Raw genomic sequence first — 18,549 nt, 5'->3', positions numbered from 1 at the left:
TTTTTACGCCTGAAACGCCTTAACGTTCACTTATCAACGAGGGTCTAGCCAAGCCAGGTGCGCGCGTTGCGAAACAGGCGTAGCCAGGCGCCGTCCTCGGTCCACTCGCTGGGCCGCCAGGAGTTGGTGACCGCGCGGGTCACTCGTTCCGGGTGCGGCATCATGATCGTTACCCGGCCATCCGGCGTGGTAAGGCCGGTAATACCCGACGGCGAGCCGTTGGGGTTGGCCGGATAGCGCGTGGTGACCTGGCCGTAGTGGTCGATATAGCGCAGCGCGATCTGGCTCGACGACTGCATCTGGCGCAGGTGGGCGCTGTCACGAAATTCCGCGCGGCCTTCACCGTGGGCCACGGCGATGGGCAGCGTCGAGCCTTCCATACCTTTGAGTAGAATCGAGGGGCTTTTCTCGACCCGCACCATGGAGACCCGCGCCTCGAACTGCTCGGATTCGTTGCGCACGAAGGACGGCCAACTCTCGGCCCCCGGGATCAGCGGTTTGAGCTGCGAAAGCATCTGACAGCCGTTGCACACGCCAAGGGTAAAGGTGTCGTCGCGGCCAAAGAAACCGGCGAACTGCTCCCGGGCGCGTTCGTTGAAAAGTATCGACTTCGCCCAGCCGCCGCCGGCACCGAGCACGTCACCAAACGAGAAGCCACCGCAGGCGACCAGGCCCTTGAACTCGTCCAACGACACACGGCCTTCGAGGATATCGCTCATGTGGACGTCGACGGCGTCGAAATTCGCCTTGTCGAACGCCCAGGCCATCTCGACCTGGCCGTTGACGCCCTGCTCGCGCAGCACCGCAACCGCGGGCCTTGCGGTGTTGACGAAAGGCGCACTGATGTCTTCGTTCACATCGAAGCTGGGCGCGGCGCTGAGACCAGGGTCGCGCACGTCCATCAGGCTGTCGAACTCGTTCTTTGCGCACTCGGGGTTATCGCGCAGCGCCTGCATGCGGTAGCTGGTTTCCGACCAGGTGCGCTGGGTCAACTGCCGGGTGGTTTCCAGAAGCGGCTCTTCGAACAGCGTGACCCGCACCTGGTCGTCGTAGCGCGGCCTTGCGATCACACCGCAGGTTTCGATACCCGCGACGGCGAACTGGGTGAGCACCTCTTCGGTGTGCTGGCGGTTGACCTGAATCACCGCGCCCAGCTCCTCGGAAAACAGCGCGTTGAGCGCCTCTACCGGCTCGTCGACCATCCAGTCGAGCTTGATCTCGAGCCCCGCGTGGGCGGCAAACGCCATTTCGAGCAGCGTGACGAGCAGACCCCCGTCGCTTCTGTCGTGGTAGGCCAGCAGCTTGCCATCGCGGTTGAGCCCCTGGATCACTTCAAAGAAAGCCTTGATGTCTTCCGGGTCGTCGACATCCGGGCAAGTGTCGCCCAGTTGGCCATACACCTGGGCCAACGCCGAGCCGCCCAGCCGGTTCTGGCCGCCGCCCAGGTCGATCAGGATCAGATCCGACTCGTCCTGTTCCATGTTGATCTGCGGGGTCAGGGTCGCCAGCGCGTCGGTGACCGGCGCAAAGCCCGTGACGACCAGCGAAAGCGGCGAGGTAATGCTCTTCTCCTCCGCTTCGCCCTTGGCGTTCTCGCCCTGCCAGGCGGTGTGCATGGACATCGAATCCTTACCCACCGGCACGGCGATGCCAAGCTGAGGGCAAAGCTCCATACCGACCGCGTATACGGCATCGAACAGCGCCTGGTTTTCGCCGGGACGGTCCGCCGCGCTCATCCAGTTGGCGGAGAGCTTGATGTCCGAGAGCTTGCCGATGGGAGCAGCCGCCAGGTTGGTGATCGACTCCGCCACTGCCAAACGGGCGCTGGCTGCCGCGTCGATCAGCGCCACCGGCGGGCGCTCGCCCATCGCCATGGCCTCACCGGCGTGGGTGTCGAAGCTTGCGGTGGTCACGGCGACATCCGCCACCGGCACCTGCCAGGGGCCGACCATCTGGTCGCGGGCGACCTGGCCTGTGATCGAGCGATCGCCAATGGTGATCAGAAAGCTTTTCGAGGCCACCGCGGGCAGGCGCAGCACCCGGTCGAGCGCTTCGCGCAGGTCCAGGTTGTCGAGCATCACCCCGGAGAGCTCCGGGGTCTGCCGGGTGAATTCGCGCTGCATCTTCGGCGCCTTGCCGAACAGCACGCTCATGGGCAAGTCGACGGGCTTGCTCTCGAAGTGACCGTCGCGCACTTCCAGGTGGTGCTCTTCCAGCGCCTCGCCGACCACCGCATAAGGGCAGCGCTCGCGCTTACAGAACGCCTCGAAGGTATCGAGGTCTTCCGGCGCCACGGCCAGCACGTAGCGCTCCTGGGCTTCGTTGCACCAGATTTCCAGCGGGCTCATGCCCGGCTCCGCGTTGGGTACGGCGCGCAGGTCGAAAAGCCCGCCGCGGTTGCCGTCCTTGACCAGTTCCGGCAGGGCGTTGGAGAGCCCGCCGGCGCCGACATCGTGAATGAAGCGGATCGGGTTTTTATCCCCCATCGCCCAGCAGCGGTCGATCACTTCCTGAGCGCGGCGCTCCATTTCCGGGTTTTCGCGCTGCACCGAGGCGAAGTCGAGATCCGCGCTCGAGGTGCCGGAGGTCACGCTCGACGCCGCGCCGCCGCCCAAACCGATCAACATGGAGGGCCCGCCCATCACGATCAGCTTGCCCCCGATGGGGATATCGCCTTTTTGAACGTGCTGGGCGCGAATGTTGCCAAAGCCCCCGGCGATCATGATCGGCTTGTGGAAACCGCGGCGCTTGATGGCGTCACCGCTGAGCGTGTCCTGCTCGTAGGTGCGAAAGTAGCCGGTCAAATTCGGGCGGCCGAACTCGTTGTTGAACGCCGCCCCGCCGATGGGTCCCTCGAGCATGATCGAAAGCGCCGACTGCATGCGCTCGGGCTTGCCGTAATCGAAGGCCTCCCAGGGCTGGACGAATTCGGGAATACGCAGGTTGGACACGGTAAAGCCGGCAAGCCCCGCCTTGGGTTTGCCGCCGATGCCGGTGGCGCCCTCGTCGCGAATCTCGCCGCCGGAGCCGGTGGCCGCCCCTGGAAACGGCGCGATGGCCGTCGGGTGGTTGTGGGTCTCCACCTTCATCAGAATGTGGATCGGCTCCTGATGGGCGCCGTATTGAGCGCGCTCCCCCGCTGCCCCGGTCAAGGGTGCGGGGAAAAAGCGCCCGGCCTGGCTGCCCTTGATCACCGCGGCGTTGTCGCTGTAAGCCGAGAGCACGTTGTCCGGCGAAGTAGCGAAGGTGTTCTTGATCATCTTGAAAAGCGACTGAGGCTGCTCTTCGCCGTCGATCAGCCAGTCGGCGTTGAAGATCTTGTGGCGGCAGTGCTCGGAGTTCGCCTGGGCGAACATCATCAGCTCGACGTCGCTTGGGTTGCGATTGAGTTCACCGAAGGCATCGACCAGATAGTCGATCTCGTCGTCGGTCAACGCCAGGCCAAGTTCCTGGTTGGCCACCGCCAGTGCCTCGCGCCCGCCGCCGAGGATGTCCACGGCGCCGAGCGGAGCCGGGTCCAACCGCGTGAAGAGCTTTTGGGCCTCACTGGCCTCCCACAGCACGGTTTCGGTCATCCGGTCGTGAAGCGCCTCGGCGATCAAGGCTTTGCTCTGCTCGTCGAGTCCCTCGCCCCCCACGTGATACTCGATACCCCGCTCGATACGGCGCACGCTGGATAGCCCGCAGCTATGCGCGATATCCGTTGCCTTGGTGGACCAGGGCGACTGGGTACCCAGCCGTGGTACGACCCATAGCCGAAGCGCGTTTTGGACCTCCTCGCCGGCGCTGAAGCTTCCGTAGTCCAGAAGACTGGCCAAACGCGTTTGCGCAAAATCCGTCAATGGCTCGGCGCAATCGGCAAAGTGGACGTAGTGGGCGGCCAGGGCCGTTACCTCGGGAACGCGTTCACGCAGCGCTTTTAAAAGCCGGTCATGACGGAAGGCAGAAAGGGCGGGCGCGCCTCGCAGTTCGAGCATATCTGGGGGCCTCTAAAGCAAAGAGAGTTCGAGCGGGAAATCACCAAGCCGCAGTGCGACAATCCCGCCATGATACTGGAAAGCGGCTTTGATACGAAATCGACAAGGTGACAGTGACTACCAGGCTGGGTATGGTGACTGCCTGTTTTACATCGACCACGCCCCATGCCGACACTCTATTGCCGACACTTTCTCGCCTACTATCGCCTCTACTGGGCACTGCTCAGTATTGTATGGCTGGTAATGGTGCCCGTGACCGCCGGCAAAACGCCCCAGGAACACCTAAACCGCGTGCTGGAAAAGGATTTCATCACCGCGCACACCCGCACCACGCCGACCACCTACTACGAGGGCCGCCAGGGCCCCACCGGCTTCGAGTACGAGCTGGTGCACGCCTTTGCCGAGCACCTGGGCGTTAGCCTCAACCTTGACGCCCGCCACGCACCGGAAGAGGTGCTCGACGCCGTGCGCGAGCGCGGCGACATCGGCACCTCGGCGCTGCCGCTTTCGCCGTCGACCCCCGGCATTCACTACACCCGGGCGATCATCGACATGCAGCCACTGGTGGTCTACCGCCGCGGGCTGTACGCAATCAACACGCCCCAGGACCTGGTCGGGCTCGAAGTGGGTACGCTAAGGGCCACCGGCACCGAACGGACCCTGCAAACCCTCGAAGACTCGGTGCCAGGCCTTGAATGGCAGGTGCTGGACGAGAGCGAAATTGCCGAGCTGCTGGCAAGCGTCGAGTCCGGAAAACTCGACGCCGCGGTGATCTTCGACCATCAGTTTCGCGTCAACCGGCTGTTCTTTCCCAACGTCGAGCGGGGGTTCGCCATTGGCGAACCGCTGTCCCTTGCCTGGGCCCTGCCGGCAGGCCAGGGGCTTGGCCTGCTCGACGCCGCCAACCGCTTTTTGGACGAGCAGCGCGAAAACGGCGTGCTGGATCGCTTGATCGATCGTTACTTCGGCCACGACGACTACCTCGAATACGTCGGCACGCGCACGTTTCTGGGCCACCTGGACGAGCGTTTGCCCGAGTTCGCGCCGCTGTTCAAACGGGCCGCCGAAACCACCGGCTTCGACTGGAAACTGCTGGCCGCAGTGGGCTACCAGGAGTCTCACTGGGACCCGGAGGCGGTCTCGCCCACCGGCGTGCGGGGCGTGATGATGCTGACCCACCCGACCGCCAGCGACATGGGCGTGCAAAACCGCCGCGATCCGGCGCAGAGTATCGACGGCGGGGCACGCTATTTGAGAAGCCTGGAAGAGCGCCTGCCCGACGACATCACCGGCGAAGACCGCCTTTACATGGCGATGGCCGCCTACAACGTGGGGCTTGGCCACCTGTACGACGCCCGCGATATTACCCGCCGCCGCGGCGGCGACCCGGGCCTTTGGGCAGACGTGCGCGAGTCGCTGCCGCTTTTGCAACAGCGCCGATGGCACAGCCAGACCCGCTACGGCTACGCTCGGGGCGGCGAGCCGGTAATCTACGTGCGCAACATCCGCCGTTACTACGAAATGCTGAGCTACGTCGAGCGCAGCCGCCAGCAGTTTTTCCGGCTCGACCAGACAGGCCTTGCCAGCACCGGCGCGCTGCCTTGACCATACCCCTCCCCGTCATCAGCCCGGAGAAGAGCATGATGCGACCCTTTTTGAATGTCACCGCCGGCCGCTGGGCCTTTGCCGCCGCGCTATGGATAGCCAGCACCCTGGCGCCCGCCGCCGCGTTTGAACAGGGCGAACCGGTCACCCCGGTACGCGTGGCGGACCGCGGCGAGCTGGTATTGTCAGATGGCGCCCTCAGGTATCAGGCCTGGGACAGCGCCGAGCTTTCCGGCCAGGTGGGCGTGGTGCTTCACGTTGCGGGGCGGCTCTCGGCCAAGGATCTGAACACGCCGATCATCGAGGCGATCGAAGCCGCGGATTTTCCCAATGAGCGCTTTCAGACCACCACGATCATCAACACCGACGACGCGGTATTCGGCAGCGCCATGTTCGTACGCCGTAGCGTCGAAAGCAGCAAACGCGATGTCCCCACCGTTCAGTTCGTGGTGGACGAGTCGAGCGCGGTACAAAACGCCTGGAACCTGGAGCGCGGCGGCTCGGCAGTCGTGGTACACGACGATGCCGGGCGCGTACGTTTTGCCAAGGACGGCCCGCTGACGCTTTACGAAGTCAACCACGTCATGGAGCTTCTCCACGCCATGCTCGAGTAAGGCGGCATTGACTTTCCCGCCTCGCCCCTTGATGTTAAAACTCCTTTTACAATCGCAGTGGCGCGGGCAAAGCCCCTTTGACCGGCGAACAGCGCGGGTTTCGCCTTTCACCCCCGCCACTGCCATGAACAATGAAATCCCAGGGACCGCTTCAATGAACGCCGACGCCGACCAACTGTTACGCCATGAAGACGAGATCCAGGCGCTGCGCGAGTCGCTGGAGAAGCGCCTGGATCACTGGCTGCCCGAAGGCCCCCGCCACGACCTGGTCGCCAACGCCATGCGCGAGGCCACGCTTACGCCGGGCAAACGGGTGCGTCCGCTGCTGTTACTTCTAACCGCGCAGGATCTGGGGGTGCAGACCGAACTCGACGGCCTGCTGGATCTCGCCTGCGCGGTGGAGATGGTTCACGCCGCCTCGCTGATCCTCGATGACATTCCCTGTATGGACAACGCCAACCTGCGCCGCGGAAGGCCCACCATTCACCGCCAGTTCGGCGAAAGCGTAGCCATTTTGGCCGCCGTGGCGCTTTTGAGCCGCGCCTACGCCATGGTGGCCGAAGCCCCGGGGCTTGGCGGCGAGCGCCGCGCCGCTGCGGTGGCGGCCCTGGCCCGCGCCGTGGGTCTGCAAGGCCTGGTGCAGGGTCAGTTTCTCGATTTGAGCGAAGGGGACAAGGCGCGGGACGTCGATTCGATCCTGACCGCCAACGAGCTCAAAACCGGCATGCTGTTCAACGCGACGCTGTCGCTTGCCACGCTAGCCGCGGATGCCGACGAAAGCGCCACCCACACCCTCGAGCTTTTCGCCCAGGAGCTCGGCCAGGCCTTTCAACTGATCGACGACCTGGCCGATGGGCTGAGCGGCACCGGCAAGGACGCCCACCAGGACGCCGGCAAATCGACACTGGTGGCAACGCTTGGCGAGCGCGCGGTACGCGAGCGCCTGGACGACCACCTGACCCGCGCCGATACCCATCTTCGCAGAGCCTGCCCTGCGGGCAGCCGCACCCGGCAGTTCGTCCACGCCTGGTTCACCCAGCAGCTCGCCGTACTCGGCTAGCGCGAGAGGGGGCACGCACCCATGAGCCATTATGCGGTCGTGGCACCACCGCTTTACAGCCACGTCAAAGCCCTCGAGGCGCTCAGCGTCCGGCTGATAGAGCGCGGCCACCAGATCACCTTCGTTCATCAAGCGGACGCCCGGCCGCTGATGGGCGACGAACGCATCGGCTTCGCCGTGGTGGGCCGTGAAAGCCACCCGCAAGGGCGTATGGCGCAAACGCTCTCGCGGCTCGCAAGCCCCGGAGGCGTTGGCCTTTTTGCCATGATCCGCGACCTGGCCGATACCACGGACATGCTTTGCCGCGAGCTTCCCGCCGCGCTCGAACGTCTTGGCGTGGACGGCGTGATTGCCGACCAGATGGAGCCGGCGGGCGCCATCGTGGCCGAAGGGCTCGGGCTGCCCTTCGTCTCGATCGCCTGCGCGCTGCCGGTCAACCGCGAGGCGCACCTGCCGCTTCCCGTCATGCCCTTTCGTTTTGCCGAGACCGATCAAGCCCGCGGCATGTACGCCACCAGCGAACGTATCTACGACCGGCTGATGGGCCGCCACGCAAAGGTAGTGGCGCGCCACGCCCAGGCGTTTGGCTTGACGCCACGCCACGCGCTCCACGAGTGCTTGTCGCCGCTTGCCCAAATCAGCCAAACGCCGCTGGCTTTCGACTTCCCGCGTCATCGCCTGCCCGCAACCTTTCACGCCGTCGGGCCGCTGCGCCTGCCGCCAGGGCCCTCGACGAACCGGCGCCTGGAGACGCTGGATTTACCCGAGCGCTTCGTGTTCGCCTCGCTGGGCACGCTGCAAGGCCACCGCCTCCAGCTTTTTAAAAAAATCGCCCGGGCCTGTAAGATGCAAAAGGCCCCGCTTTTGATCGCCCACTGCGGCAAGCTAAGCGCCGCGCAAGAAACCGCGCTTGGCGCGGCGGGCGCCACGGCGGTGGTCGATTTCGTCGATCAGGGCGCCGCCCTTGCCCGCGCCGAGGCGGTGATCACCCACGGCGGGCTCAATACCGTGGTGGATGCCATCGAGCACGCCACCCCGATCCTTGCGGTGCCGCTGGCGTTCGACCAGCCCGGCGTGGCGGCGCGGGTGCTCTACCACGGCCTGGGCGAGCGCGCGTTCAGCGTCTCGCGCCCGGCCACCTTTGCCCAAAAGCTCGCGGCGCTGAAGACGGACCCGGCGTACAAGACGCACCTTGGCCGACTCCAGGCGCCGCTACGCGCCGCGGGCGGGGCCGAGCGTGCCGCCGCCATCACCGAGCAGGCGCTCGCCACCGGTCAGCCGGTTTTCGCGGAGACGACCCATGCAGCAGTATGACCTCATTCTCGTCGGCGCGGGCCTGGCCAACGCCCTGATCGCCTGGCGCCTGACCCAGCGCCAGCCAGGCCTTAAGCTGCTGGTCATCGAAGCGGGGGATACCCCCGGGGGCAACCATACCTGGTCGTTTCACGCGGGGGATCTTTCGAGTGAGCAGCACGCCTGGCTTGCGCCCCTGGTGGCGCACCGCTGGCCGGATTACGAAGTGCGCTTTCCCGCCTTCGAGCGCACCCTCGAAAGCGGCTACCTGAGCATTACCTCCGCGCGCTTTGCCCAGGTAGTGACCGACGCCCTGGGCGAAAGGCTCTTAATCAACACCAACGTCGCCAGCCTAACCCCGCAAAGCGTGACGCTGGAAGATGCCACCGTGCTCGAGGCCCTAGCGGTGATCGATGGCCGCGGCCAGGCCAAAAGCCCGCACCTGAGCGTCGGCTTTCAGTCCTTCGTGGGCCAGCAGTGGCGCCTTTCAAAGCCCCACGGCCTGGCGCGCCCACGCATGATGGATGCCGCGGTGGATCAAGGCAGTGGCTACCGTTTCGTGTACAGCCTGCCGCTTTCCGACGACACGCTTTTGATCGAAGACACCCACTACGTGGACGATAAAGGCCTCGACGCCCCCCGCGCCCGGGAGAACATCGCTCGCTACGCCCAGGCCCAGGGCTGGGCGCTCGAGACGCTGGAGCGCGAAGAGCTCGGTCATTTACCGATTACCCTCGACGGCGATATCGATGCGTTCTGGAAAGCGCTCGACGGCCAGCCCGTCAGCGGTTTGCGGGCCGGGCTTTTTCACGCCACCACCGGCTATTCGCTGCCCCACGCGGTGGCGCTTGCCGACCTGATCGCCGCGCAGAAAGACCTGAGCGCCGAGGCGCTTTCGGGGCTAATCGAGCGTTACGCCAGAAGGCGCTGGCGCGAGCAGCGGTTTTTCCGCATGCTCAACCGTATGCTGTTTCTGGCCGGCCGGCCGGAGCGGCGCTGGCAGGTCATGCAGCGTTTTTACGGGCTCAATGGCGCCCTGATCGACCGATTTTACGCGGGCACGACCACCCTTTTCGACAAGGCGCGCATCGTCTCCGGAAAGCCGCCGGTGCCCATTCGAGAGGCCATCCCGGCCGTGCTTAAACAAACTCCTCGGCTGCGAGCCTTCAAAGATGACTAAAACGATCGTAATTGGCGCGGGCTTTGGTGGCCTGGCGCTGGCCATCCGGCTGCAGGCGGCGGGCATTCCGACGCTGTTGCTCGAGCAACGCGACAAGCCCGGCGGGCGCGCCTACGTCTACGAGGACGAAGGGTTCGTGTTCGACGCCGGCCCCACGGTGATCACCGACCCCAGCGCCATCGAGGAGCTTTTTAAGCTTGCGGGGAAATCCATCGGTGAGTACGTCGAGCTTTTGCCGGTCACGCCCTTCTACCGGCTCTGCTGGGAGTCCGGCGAGGTCTTCAACTACGACAACGACCAGCAAAGCCTCGAGACCCAGATCGAACACTTCAACCCGGCGGATGTCGAGGGTTACCGGCGCTTTCTGACCTACTCCCAGGCGGTGTTCATTGAGGGCTACGTCAAACTCGGCACGGTGCCGTTTCTCCACTTTCGCGACATGCTGCGCGCCGCCCCTCAACTGGCAAAGCTCGAGGCCTGGAAGAGCGTCTACGCCAAGGTATCGACCTTCATCGAGGACGAACACCTGCGCCAGGCGTTTTCGTTTCACTCCCTGCTGGTCGGCGGCAACCCCTTTGCCACCTCGTCGATCTATACGCTGATCCACGCGCTGGAGCGCAAGTGGGGCGTGTGGTTTCCGCGCGGGGGCACCGGCGCTTTGGTGCAGGGCATGGCGAAGCTCTTCGAGGACCTGGGCGGGGAAATCGCGCTCAACGCGAAGGTCGAGCGCATCGAGGCGGACGGTAACCATATCAACGCCGTCAAACTTTCTGATGGCCGCGAGATACCCGCCCGCGCCGTGGCCTCCAACGCCGACGTGGTGCACACCTACGAAAAGCTATTGGGCCACCACCCGGTCGGCGCCTCCCGCGCTAAAAAGCTCAAACGCAAGCGCATGAGCAACTCGCTGTTCGTGCTCTATTTCGGGCTCGACCACAACCACACCCAGCTGGCCCACCATACGGTCTGCTTCGGGCCGCGCTACCGGGAGTTGATCGACGAAATCTTCTCAAGCGACGGCCTGGCCGAGGACTTCTCGCTCTACCTGCACGCGCCGTGTGTCACCGACCCCTCGCTTGCCCCGCAGGGCTCGGGTAGCTACTACGTGCTGGCCCCGGTGCCGCACCTGGGCACCGCCAATCTGGACTGGGACGTGGAAGGCCCGAAGCTTCGCGAGCGCATCTTCGATTACCTGGAAAAGCACTACATGCCGGGGCTCAGAAGCCAGCTGGTGACCCATCGCATGTTCACGCCGTTTGATTTTCGCGACACGCTCAGCGCCCATCAGGGCTCGGCGTTCTCGATCGAGCCGATTCTCACCCAAAGCGCCTGGTTTCGCCCCCACAACCTGGACAGCAAGATCGACAACCTGTACCTGGTCGGCGCGGGTACCCACCCGGGCGCGGGCATTCCCGGCGTGATCGGCTCGGCCAAGGCGACGGCAGGTTTGATGGTGGAGAGGCTATCAATAGAGACACCAGGCAATGAGTGAAGCGCTTCTGGATCACGCCACCGTCACCATGGCGGCGGGCTCGAAAAGCTTTGCCAGCGCCTCCCGGCTGTTCGATCCGCAAACGCGCCGCAGTGCGCTGATGCTCTACGCCTGGTGCCGTCACTGCGATGACGTGATCGACGACCAGACCCTGGGATTCAACAACCCGGCAAACGACACCCAGGATAGCGAAGCCGAAAAGGCCGCCAGTGAAGCGCGCCTGACCGAGCTCAAGGCGCAAACCGAGCGCGCCTTTGCAGGCGAATCCATGGAAGAGCCCGCTTTCGCTGCCTTTCAGGAGGTGGCGCTGGCCCACGAGATTCCTCCATCCAAGGCCTTTGATCACCTGGAAGGCTACGCCATGGACGTGCGCGACGAGCGCTATGAAACGCTTGAGGACACGCTGCGCTACTGCTACCACGTGGCCGGGGTGGTGGGCTTGATGATGGCGCGGGTGATGGGCGTGCGCGACGAAGCCGTGCTCGATCGCGCCTGCGATCTGGGCCTGGCGTTTCAGTTGACCAACATCGCCCGGGATATCGTCGAGGACGCCGAGGCCGGGCGCTGCTACGTGCCCGCCCAGTGGCTGCGCGATGAGGGCATGACCCAAGCGGATATTCTCGACCCGGCTTACCGGGAGGCGCTTGCCCGCGTGGCGACGCGACTGATTCAGGCCGCTGAGCCCTACTACGCCTCGGCGCGCATTGGCATCCAGGCGCTGCCGCTGCGCTCGGCCTGGGCGATCGCCACCGCGCTCGGGGTGTATCGTAAAATCGGCGTGAAGGTGACCAGCGCCGGGGCGGGCGCCTGGGACCGGCGCCTGAGCACCGGCCGAGGCGAGAAAGCGTCGCTTTTGCTATGGGGCGGGACTAGCGCGCTTGGCTCTCGCGCTCGGAAGGCGTCGCCTGACCGCCCTTTGAGGCTTTGGCAGCGCCCGCGTTAGCTTTTTGGCCGTGGCGGCTTTTCAGCGTTCGTTCGAGCTTGTCGACCGGCGGGGCGTAGATAAAGCCGAAGGAGACGCAGTCGTGGCGCCCCTTGACCGCGTGGTGCAGCCGGTGCGCCTTGTAGAGGCGCTTTAGATAGCCGCGCCGGGGGATGAGACTAAACGGCCAGCGCTTGTGTACCAATCCATCGTGAAGCACGAAGTAAATCATGCCGTAGGCGGTCATGCCCGCGCCGATCCACTGTAGCGGCCAGGCCCCGGCGGTGCCGAAGGCGATGAGCGCGATGGCCAACGCCGCCGCGACCACCGCGTACAGGTCGTTGAGCTCGAACCAGCCCGTGCGCGGTTCGTGGTGAGAGCGGTGCCACCCCCATCCCCAGCCGTGCATGATGTACTTATGCGAAAGCGTGGCCACCACTTCCATGGCGGCGATGGTCGCGAGCACGATCAAAACGTTGAGTAGCACGTACATCTTGTCTCCCGGGAGAATCGCCTTTTACGCCTGGCGGCGGCGGGCGAAAAACGCTTTCAAGAGTTTTTTAGAGGCGCCGGCCAATACACCCGCGTCGACTTTGACCTCGTGGTTGAACCAGGGCTGGGCGAGCAGGTTCGCCTTCGATTCCACCATGCCGGTGCGCGGCTCGGCGGCGGCGTAAACCAGCCGCGTGATGCGCGCGTGCACCATGGCACCTGCACACATCATACAAGGCTCTAATGTGACATACAGGGTACAGCCGTCAAGGCGATAATTTTCCAAAGCGCGGCCCGCCTCGCGCAGCGCGCGAATTTCGGCGTGCCCGCTGGGGTCATGGCTTGCCACCGGGTAATTGTGCGCCGCGCCGATGATGTCACCGTTTGGGCCGACCACCACCGCGCCGACGGGCACCTCTCCCGCCGCCGCCGCCAGGTGTGCCTGGTCCAACGCCCGGTGCATGTAAAATTCGTCGCTGCGCATGAAGGCGAACTCCGTTAAGGTAACCCGCAAATTGTTTAAGCGGCTAAATGTCACAGGATACCGAGAATGAACGATGCGCTGAAGACGCTGATCAACTTGCTGGAGCTCGAAACTCTGGAGGAGACGCTGTTTCGCGGCCAGAGCCAGGATCTGGGCTTTCCTCAGCTTTACGGCGGGCAGGTACTCGGCCAGGCGCTGGCCGCCGCGTCCCGTACCGTCGACGAAGGCCGCCTGCCCCACTCCCAACACGGCTACTTTCTACGCCCCGGCGACCCGCACCGCCCGGTGGTCTACCAGGTGGACAACGTGCGCGACGGCGGCAGTTTCACCACTCGCCGCGTCACCGCCATTCAAAAAGGGCGGCCGATCTTTTTCTGCAGCGCCTCGTTTCAAGCCCCGGAGCCTGGCTTTAGCCACCAGATCAGCATGCCCGAGGTGCCCGGCCCCGAGGCGCTGATCGAGGAAGGCAACGTCAAGCACGAGCGCTTTCCCGGCCACCCGATCGAGTTCGTCCACCTGGACCATAACCCCACCCCTGCCGCACCGGCCGGGCGCGGGCTGTGGTTTCGCATCAACGGCGAGCTGCCCGATGACCCGGCGCTCCACCGCCATCTTCTCTCCTACTCATCGGATTTCAACCTGTTGAGCACCGGATTGATTCCTCACGGTGTGGAATTCGGCGACCCGAAGCTGCGTATCGCAAGCCTGGATCACGCGCTCTGGCTGCATCAGGATACCCGTCTCAACGAGTGGCTTTTCTACTCGATCGACGCGCCCTGGTCCGGCGGCGGCCGTGGCCTGGCCCGCGGACATATTTTCAACCAGCGCGGCCAGCTGGTCGCCTCCACCGCCCAGGAAGGGCTGACGCGCTATCCGCAGGAGTAGTAGAAATAGCAGAGACCAAAAAAGCCCTCGTTTGCGGGCTTTTAAAGTTTCAAGCAAGGTCTTCAGGATTAGGACTACCAAGGTCTCGAGTAACCCGTAGCGGGGGTCTTTCGCCAGGGCCGGAAATTGCTCCTGCATTTTCGGCATTCCCGCCATCCCTGGCGGTCAGATGGCGAAAGTAGCCTACAGGGAGGTATTCATGGCGCCCCCGCGTAGGATTGCTCGAGACCGTCCAGATTGATGCGCTCAGCCGTCGTAAACGTTGTTGATCGTTTTCAGCGGGTAGTGCGCCGGGTAGGGCTTGCGGGCCACCCCCGAGTCCACGGCGGCTTGGGCCACCGCGGAAGAGACACGCTCCAAAAGGCGCACATCGACCGGGGTGGGAATGATGTAGTCGCGACCGAAGCTCATTTCGGTGAGCTCGTAGGCGTTCAACACCTCCTCCGGTACCGGCTCCCGGGCCAGGTCTTTCAGTGCGTGCACCGCGGCGAGCTTCATCGCCTCGTTGATGCGCGTGGCGCGCACATCCAGAGCCCCGCGAAAAATGAACGGAAAGCCCAGTACGTTATTAACCTGGTTAGGGAAGTCCGAGCGGCCGGTGGCCATGATCACGTCCGGGCGCGCTTCGCGAGCCACGTCCGGGTGAATCTCCGGGTCCGGGTTGGTGCAGGCGAAAATGATCGGGTCCGCGGCCATCTTCTTCACGTGGTCGGCGCTCAAAAGCCCCGGACCAGATAGGCCGATGAACACGTCGGCGCCGTCGATAGCATCATCCAGGGTGCGCATATCGGTATCGCGGGCGAACTCCGCCTTGTACTCGTTGATGCCGTCGCGCTCGGTGTGAATCACCCCGCGCCGGTCGAGCATCACCAGGTTTTCCGCTTTGGCGCCGCAGGAGATCAGCAGGCGCATGCAGGCAATCGCCGCCGCGCCCGCGCCCATGCACACGATCTTGACGTCTTCGATACGCTTTTCGGCGATATCCAGGGCGTTCAACATGCCCGCCGCGGTGACGATCGCCGTGCCGTGCTGATCATCGTGGAATACCGGAATCGAGCAACGCTCGATCAGCGCCTTTTCGATCTCGAAGCACTCCGGCGCCTTGATGTCCTCGAGGTTGATGCCGCCCCAGGTATCGGCGATGCGCGCCACGGTATCGATAAACGCTTGCGGGTTTTCGGCGTCGACCTCGATATCCACCGAGTTGATACCGGCAAAGCACTTGAACAGCACGCCCTTGCCTTCCATGACCGGCTTGCTGGCAAGCGGCCCCAGGTTGCCAAGGCCTAAAATGGCGCTGCCATCGGAGATCACCGCGACCAGATTGCCTTTACCGGTGTAGCGGTAAGCGTTTTCGGCATCTCTTGCGATCTCGCGCACCGGCTCCGCCACCCCCGGACTATAGGCCAGCGACAGATCGCGGGCAGTCGCAGTGGACTTGGTTAACTCGACCGAAAGCTTTCCAGGAATGGGTTTGGCATGATAATCAAGCGCTGCCTGCCGATTAGCGTCTGTCATGATGGGATTCCGTCATCCTAAAGTAGATATGTCACTTTAGAGTATAGAAAAACCCGTGGCGCCTCAAGGCGCGGTCAACTTTAAAAACGAAACGACTTTTTAGCCTCACTTTGGCTCATGATCGGGCTTTTTTACAGCCATTTGCTGCAACTTATACTCAACCCTTTTAGCTATAACGCTTTGCTTATAGATGCAGCGCAGCAATTCTGGAAATTAATTTCATTTTATTGCGTCCATAAAAAAACCCACGCCGGAGCGTGGGTTTTTAGCGCCCGGCACCTGGGTGCCGGTAAACGGGCGTTTAGCCGCGTTTGACGGCAGCGCCGAAACGCTTGTTGAAGCGCTCTACGCGGCCACCGGTGGTCGCTTGCTTCTGCTTGCCCGTATAGAACGGGTGGCAGTTGGAGCACACATCCAAAGAGAAGTCCTGACCAGAGGTAGAACCGACCTGGAAGGCGTTGCCACAAGAACACGTCGCGGTGACCGTGTTGTAATTCGGGTGAATACCTTGTCTCATCGTGAACCTCGCACGCTTATGCCGCCACCTGATCCATTGCCAGGCACCGCATATGGGGTTGAAATAACTGCTAACCGGATTGCCGCTTCACGCGTAAACCAGGTTGGTAAAACGTGTAGCGGGCGCATATTCTAGCAACTTTTTAAGCCGGAGGCCAATTGCCCGAACCCTTTTCTTCTGCCCCCACCTCCCAGGCGCCCAAGGTCCCCGGCGCGCTTGTCGTGGCGCTGCCCTCCCCGCTCAGGCAGCTTTTCGATTACTTGCCAGCGCGCCAAACGCCGGCCGGCGGCTGGGTGCCCGGTCTTCGCGTGCGCGTGCCCTTTGGTCGACGCGACGTGGTGGGCGTGGTCATTCAGGCGATAGAGCAAAGCGCGTACCCCAGGGAGAAGCTAAAGCCGATTTCCGAGGTGCTCGACGATGCGCCGCTGCCCGCGGACTGGCTGTGGCTTTGCCACTTTACCGCGCGCTACTACCAGCACGGCCTTGGCGACACCATGCAGTTGGCCATGCCGGCCAGGCTCCGTCAGGGCTACCCGATGGCCGGGCGCACCTACACCCAGTGGCAGGCAGCGGGCGAGCCAAATCCCCCAACGCTTAAAAACGCCCCTAAACAGGCCGCGCTCTATGCGCTTTTGCGCCAGCACGCCCAGGGCCTGCCGACCCAGACGATCAGCGCCCACGGCTACGCCAAAGAGCAGCTAAACGCGCTGGAGCGTAAAGGGCTGGTCAGTTCCCGGGAAATCGCCCGCCAGGCCGGGGCCGGCGCGCCCCAGGGGCTTCTGGCAAGCCCGGCGCTGCCGCTCAACCGCGAGCAGGCCGTGGCCCTTTCCGCGCTGCACGAAAACCTGGCAGGTTATCACCCCTGCCTACTCGAAGGCGTGACCGGCAGCGGCAAGACCGAGATCTACCTTCAACTGATCGAGGCGATAGCGGCGAAGGGTAAGCAGTCGCTGGTGCTGGTGCCGGAGATCGGCCTGACGCCGCAGACCCTTGCGCGCTTCAAAAGCCGTTTCAAGGTGGCGGTGGTAGCGCTTCACTCCGGGCTCAACGACGCCGAGCGCATGGATGCCTGGGAGGCCGCCGCCGATGGCCGCGCACTGATCGTGATCGGCACCCGCTCGGCGATTTTCACGCCGCTTGCCAAACCCGGCGCGATCATCGTCGACGAAGAGCACGACGGCTCCTACAAGCAGCACGACGGGCTTCGCTACCACGCCCGGGACCTGGCCGTGGCCCGCGCCCACCACCACCAGATACCGCTTTTGCTGGGCAGCGCCACGCCGTCGCTCGAGAGCCTGCAGCAAGCGCTCACCGGCCACTACCGCCACCTGCGCCTGACCAAGCGACCCAGCCGCCACCCGCCGGCCAAGCTCGAGCTTTGTGATCTGCGCCACCAGCGCCGCCAGGGCGGGCTTCTGCCCGGCGCGATCAAGTCGATCAAATCGACCCTCGAGGCGGGCAAGCAGGTGCTGATTTTCATCAACCGGCGCGGCTTCGCGCCTCGGCTTGCCTGCCATGCCTGCGGCTGGATGGCGGATTGCCAGCAGTGCGATGCGCGCATGACGCTACACCGCCAGCCGCCGCTTCTGGCCTGCCACCACTGCGACAGCCGCCGGGCACTGCCGGATGCCTGCCCGGATTGCGGCAGCGGCGACCTGCGCGCGCTGGGTTCCGGCACCGAACGCACCGAAGAGACCCTGCAGGGGCTTTTCCCGGACACCACGGTGTACCGGATCGATCGTGACAGCACCCGGCGCAAGGATAGCTTCGACCAGGTCCTCAAAGAGGTTCATCGCGGCGAGCCCTGTATTCTGGTCGGCACCCAGATGCTCGCCAAGGGACACCACCTGCCCCACGTCACCCTGGTGGTGGTGATCAACGCCGATGGCGGGCTCTACAGCGCCGATTTTCGGGCGCTCGAGCATAGCGCCCAGCTTCTCGAGCAGGTCGCGGGCCGGGCCGGGCGCGCCGCGCACCCAGGCAGGGTATTGGTGCAAACCCTGCACCCGGATGACCCGCACCTGGGCCAACTGGCCGAACACGGCTACGGGGCGCTGGCGCGCAATTTGCTCGAGGAGCGAAGGCTTGCCAAACTGCCGCCCTTTGGTTTCATGGCGCTTTTGCGTCTGGAGAGCCCCAAAGAGCAGGCCGCCCTGGCGCTGGCCCAGCAAGCGGCCCAGGCGCTGCGCCAGTGGTTGAAGGAATCCGGCGTGCAGGCGAACTGCCTGGGCCCGGTGCCCGCGCCCATGGAGCGCCGCCAAAATCGCTACCACATTCACGTGCTGCTGGCCGCGGACAAGCGCAGCCAGCGCCACGCGGCGGCCAACTACCTGGTACAGTGGCTGGACGCCCATCGCGAGGCGCGCGGCGTACGCTGGTCGATCGACATCGACCCGCAAACGCTTTCGTAAGCGCCCACTTTTCAAGCATGGCGCCCCTCAAACGCAATACGGCTTTGAAACTGGGCGCCAATTGCCGATAATGGTCGCTTTTACTTTTTTGCCTGTTCA

General features: G+C 64.2%; 14 protein-coding genes. 9 read left to right on the top strand and 5 right to left on the bottom strand.

Annotation, left to right across the window (positions count from 1 at the left end; genetic code table 11):
* Positions 1-44: 44 nt before the first annotated feature.
* Positions 45-3,977 carry a phosphoribosylformylglycinamidine synthase gene (gene purL / locus ACWHXT_RS03045; protein ID WP_447957193.1) on the bottom strand — a complete coding sequence of 1,311 codons (3,933 nt, stop codon included), beginning with the start codon at positions 3,975-3,977 and terminating at the stop codon, positions 45-47.
* Between the two features lie 165 nt (positions 3,978-4,142).
* On the opposite strand from purL, the gene mltF reads away from it, so the two are divergent.
* From mltF to crtB, 7 genes are all read left to right on the top strand, one after another.
* A complete protein-coding gene (mltF, locus tag ACWHXT_RS03040) occupies positions 4,143-5,582 on the top strand; it encodes a membrane-bound lytic murein transglycosylase MltF (protein ID WP_447957192.1) in 1,440 nt (479 codons plus the stop codon).
* A 35-nt stretch (positions 5,583-5,617) separates the two neighbouring features.
* On the top strand, positions 5,618-6,196 hold the full coding sequence (locus ACWHXT_RS03035; RefSeq protein ID WP_447928014.1) for a YtfJ family protein: 579 nt from the start codon (positions 5,618-5,620) through the stop codon (positions 6,194-6,196).
* 154 nt (positions 6,197-6,350) lie between these two features.
* The gene (locus ACWHXT_RS03030) at positions 6,351-7,256 is read left to right on the top strand and encodes a polyprenyl synthetase family protein (protein WP_447957191.1); all 906 of its coding nucleotides are present in this window, start codon (positions 6,351-6,353) and stop codon (positions 7,254-7,256) included.
* A gap of 21 nt (positions 7,257-7,277) precedes the next feature.
* The gene (locus tag ACWHXT_RS03025; RefSeq protein ID WP_447957190.1) at positions 7,278-8,570 is read left to right on the top strand and encodes a glycosyltransferase; all 1,293 of its coding nucleotides are present in this window, start codon (positions 7,278-7,280) and stop codon (positions 8,568-8,570) included.
* Entirely contained in the window at positions 8,557-9,729 is a 1,173-nt protein-coding gene (gene crtY, locus ACWHXT_RS03020; protein ID WP_447957189.1) for a lycopene beta-cyclase CrtY, read from the top strand. The genes ACWHXT_RS03025 and crtY overlap by 14 nt, the downstream gene beginning before the upstream one ends.
* Complete coding sequence (locus ACWHXT_RS03015) at positions 9,722-11,221, top strand: phytoene desaturase (RefSeq protein WP_447957188.1); 1,500 nt, start codon at positions 9,722-9,724, stop codon at positions 11,219-11,221. The genes crtY and ACWHXT_RS03015 overlap by 8 nt, the downstream gene beginning before the upstream one ends.
* Positions 11,214-12,164, top strand: coding sequence for a 15-cis-phytoene synthase CrtB (gene crtB, locus ACWHXT_RS03010; RefSeq protein WP_447957187.1), 951 nt, complete (start codon positions 11,214-11,216; stop codon positions 12,162-12,164). Before ACWHXT_RS03015 ends, crtB begins: the two co-directional genes overlap by 8 nt.
* Here the strand turns inward: crtB and ACWHXT_RS03005 are convergent.
* Positions 12,091-12,636, bottom strand: coding sequence for a sterol desaturase family protein (locus tag ACWHXT_RS03005; RefSeq protein ID WP_447957186.1), 546 nt, complete (start codon positions 12,634-12,636; stop codon positions 12,091-12,093). The two genes, crtB and ACWHXT_RS03005, sit on opposite strands and share 74 nt — an antisense overlap.
* Before the next feature lie 24 nt (positions 12,637-12,660).
* Entirely contained in the window at positions 12,661-13,119 is a 459-nt protein-coding gene (gene tadA, locus ACWHXT_RS03000) for a tRNA adenosine(34) deaminase TadA (protein ID WP_447928007.1), read from the bottom strand.
* Positions 13,120-13,185: 66 nt separating this feature from the next.
* Between tadA and ACWHXT_RS02995 the strand changes: the two genes are divergently transcribed.
* Positions 13,186-14,004, top strand: a complete 819-nt coding sequence (locus tag ACWHXT_RS02995) for an acyl-CoA thioesterase (RefSeq protein WP_447957185.1) — start codon at positions 13,186-13,188, stop codon at positions 14,002-14,004.
* 246 nt (positions 14,005-14,250) lie between these two features.
* Here the strand turns inward: ACWHXT_RS02995 and ACWHXT_RS02990 are convergent, their stop codons facing one another.
* Complete coding sequence (locus ACWHXT_RS02990; protein WP_447957184.1) at positions 14,251-15,522, bottom strand: malic enzyme-like NAD(P)-binding protein; 1,272 nt, start codon at positions 15,520-15,522, stop codon at positions 14,251-14,253.
* A 301-nt stretch (positions 15,523-15,823) separates the two neighbouring features.
* Positions 15,824-16,039, bottom strand: coding sequence for a 50S ribosomal protein L31 (gene rpmE, locus ACWHXT_RS02985; protein ID WP_447928004.1), 216 nt, complete (start codon positions 16,037-16,039; stop codon positions 15,824-15,826).
* A 158-nt stretch (positions 16,040-16,197) separates the two neighbouring features.
* Between rpmE and ACWHXT_RS02980 the strand changes: the two genes are divergently transcribed.
* Positions 16,198-18,450 (top strand): primosomal protein N', encoded by a 2,253-nt coding sequence (locus ACWHXT_RS02980; protein ID WP_447957183.1) that lies wholly within the window; start codon positions 16,198-16,200, stop codon positions 18,448-18,450.
* The last annotated feature ends 99 nt before the right edge of the window (positions 18,451-18,549 follow it).

It is taken from the genome of Vreelandella halophytica (assembly GCF_968193635.1).
Note: the sequence above shows the minus strand (reverse complement) of the source record. Positions and strands in the feature narration are given on the sequence as shown.

Bases quoted from the DNA above. Each gene is read 5' to 3' on its own strand.
- purL (WP_447957193.1), bottom strand. From the start codon at position 3,977: ATGCTCGAACTGCGAGGCGCGCCCGCCCTTTCTGCCTTCCGTCATGAC.
- mltF (WP_447957192.1), top strand. From the start codon at position 4,143: ATGCCGACACTCTATTGCCGACACTTTCTCGCCTACTATCGCCTCTAC.
- ACWHXT_RS03035 (WP_447928014.1), top strand. From the start codon at position 5,618: ATGATGCGACCCTTTTTGAATGTCACCGCCGGCCGCTGGGCCTTTGCC.
- ACWHXT_RS03030 (WP_447957191.1), top strand. From the start codon at position 6,351: ATGAACGCCGACGCCGACCAACTGTTACGCCATGAAGACGAGATCCAG.
- ACWHXT_RS03025 (WP_447957190.1), top strand. From the start codon at position 7,278: ATGAGCCATTATGCGGTCGTGGCACCACCGCTTTACAGCCACGTCAAA.
- crtY (WP_447957189.1), top strand. From the start codon at position 8,557: ATGCAGCAGTATGACCTCATTCTCGTCGGCGCGGGCCTGGCCAACGCC.
- ACWHXT_RS03015 (WP_447957188.1), top strand. From the start codon at position 9,722: ATGACTAAAACGATCGTAATTGGCGCGGGCTTTGGTGGCCTGGCGCTG.
- crtB (WP_447957187.1), top strand. From the start codon at position 11,214: ATGAGTGAAGCGCTTCTGGATCACGCCACCGTCACCATGGCGGCGGGC.
- ACWHXT_RS03005 (WP_447957186.1), bottom strand. From the start codon at position 12,636: ATGTACGTGCTACTCAACGTTTTGATCGTGCTCGCGACCATCGCCGCC.
- tadA (WP_447928007.1), bottom strand. From the start codon at position 13,119: ATGCGCAGCGACGAATTTTACATGCACCGGGCGTTGGACCAGGCACAC.
- ACWHXT_RS02995 (WP_447957185.1), top strand. From the start codon at position 13,186: ATGAACGATGCGCTGAAGACGCTGATCAACTTGCTGGAGCTCGAAACT.
- ACWHXT_RS02990 (WP_447957184.1), bottom strand. From the start codon at position 15,522: ATGACAGACGCTAATCGGCAGGCAGCGCTTGATTATCATGCCAAACCC.
- rpmE (WP_447928004.1), bottom strand. From the start codon at position 16,039: ATGAGACAAGGTATTCACCCGAATTACAACACGGTCACCGCGACGTGT.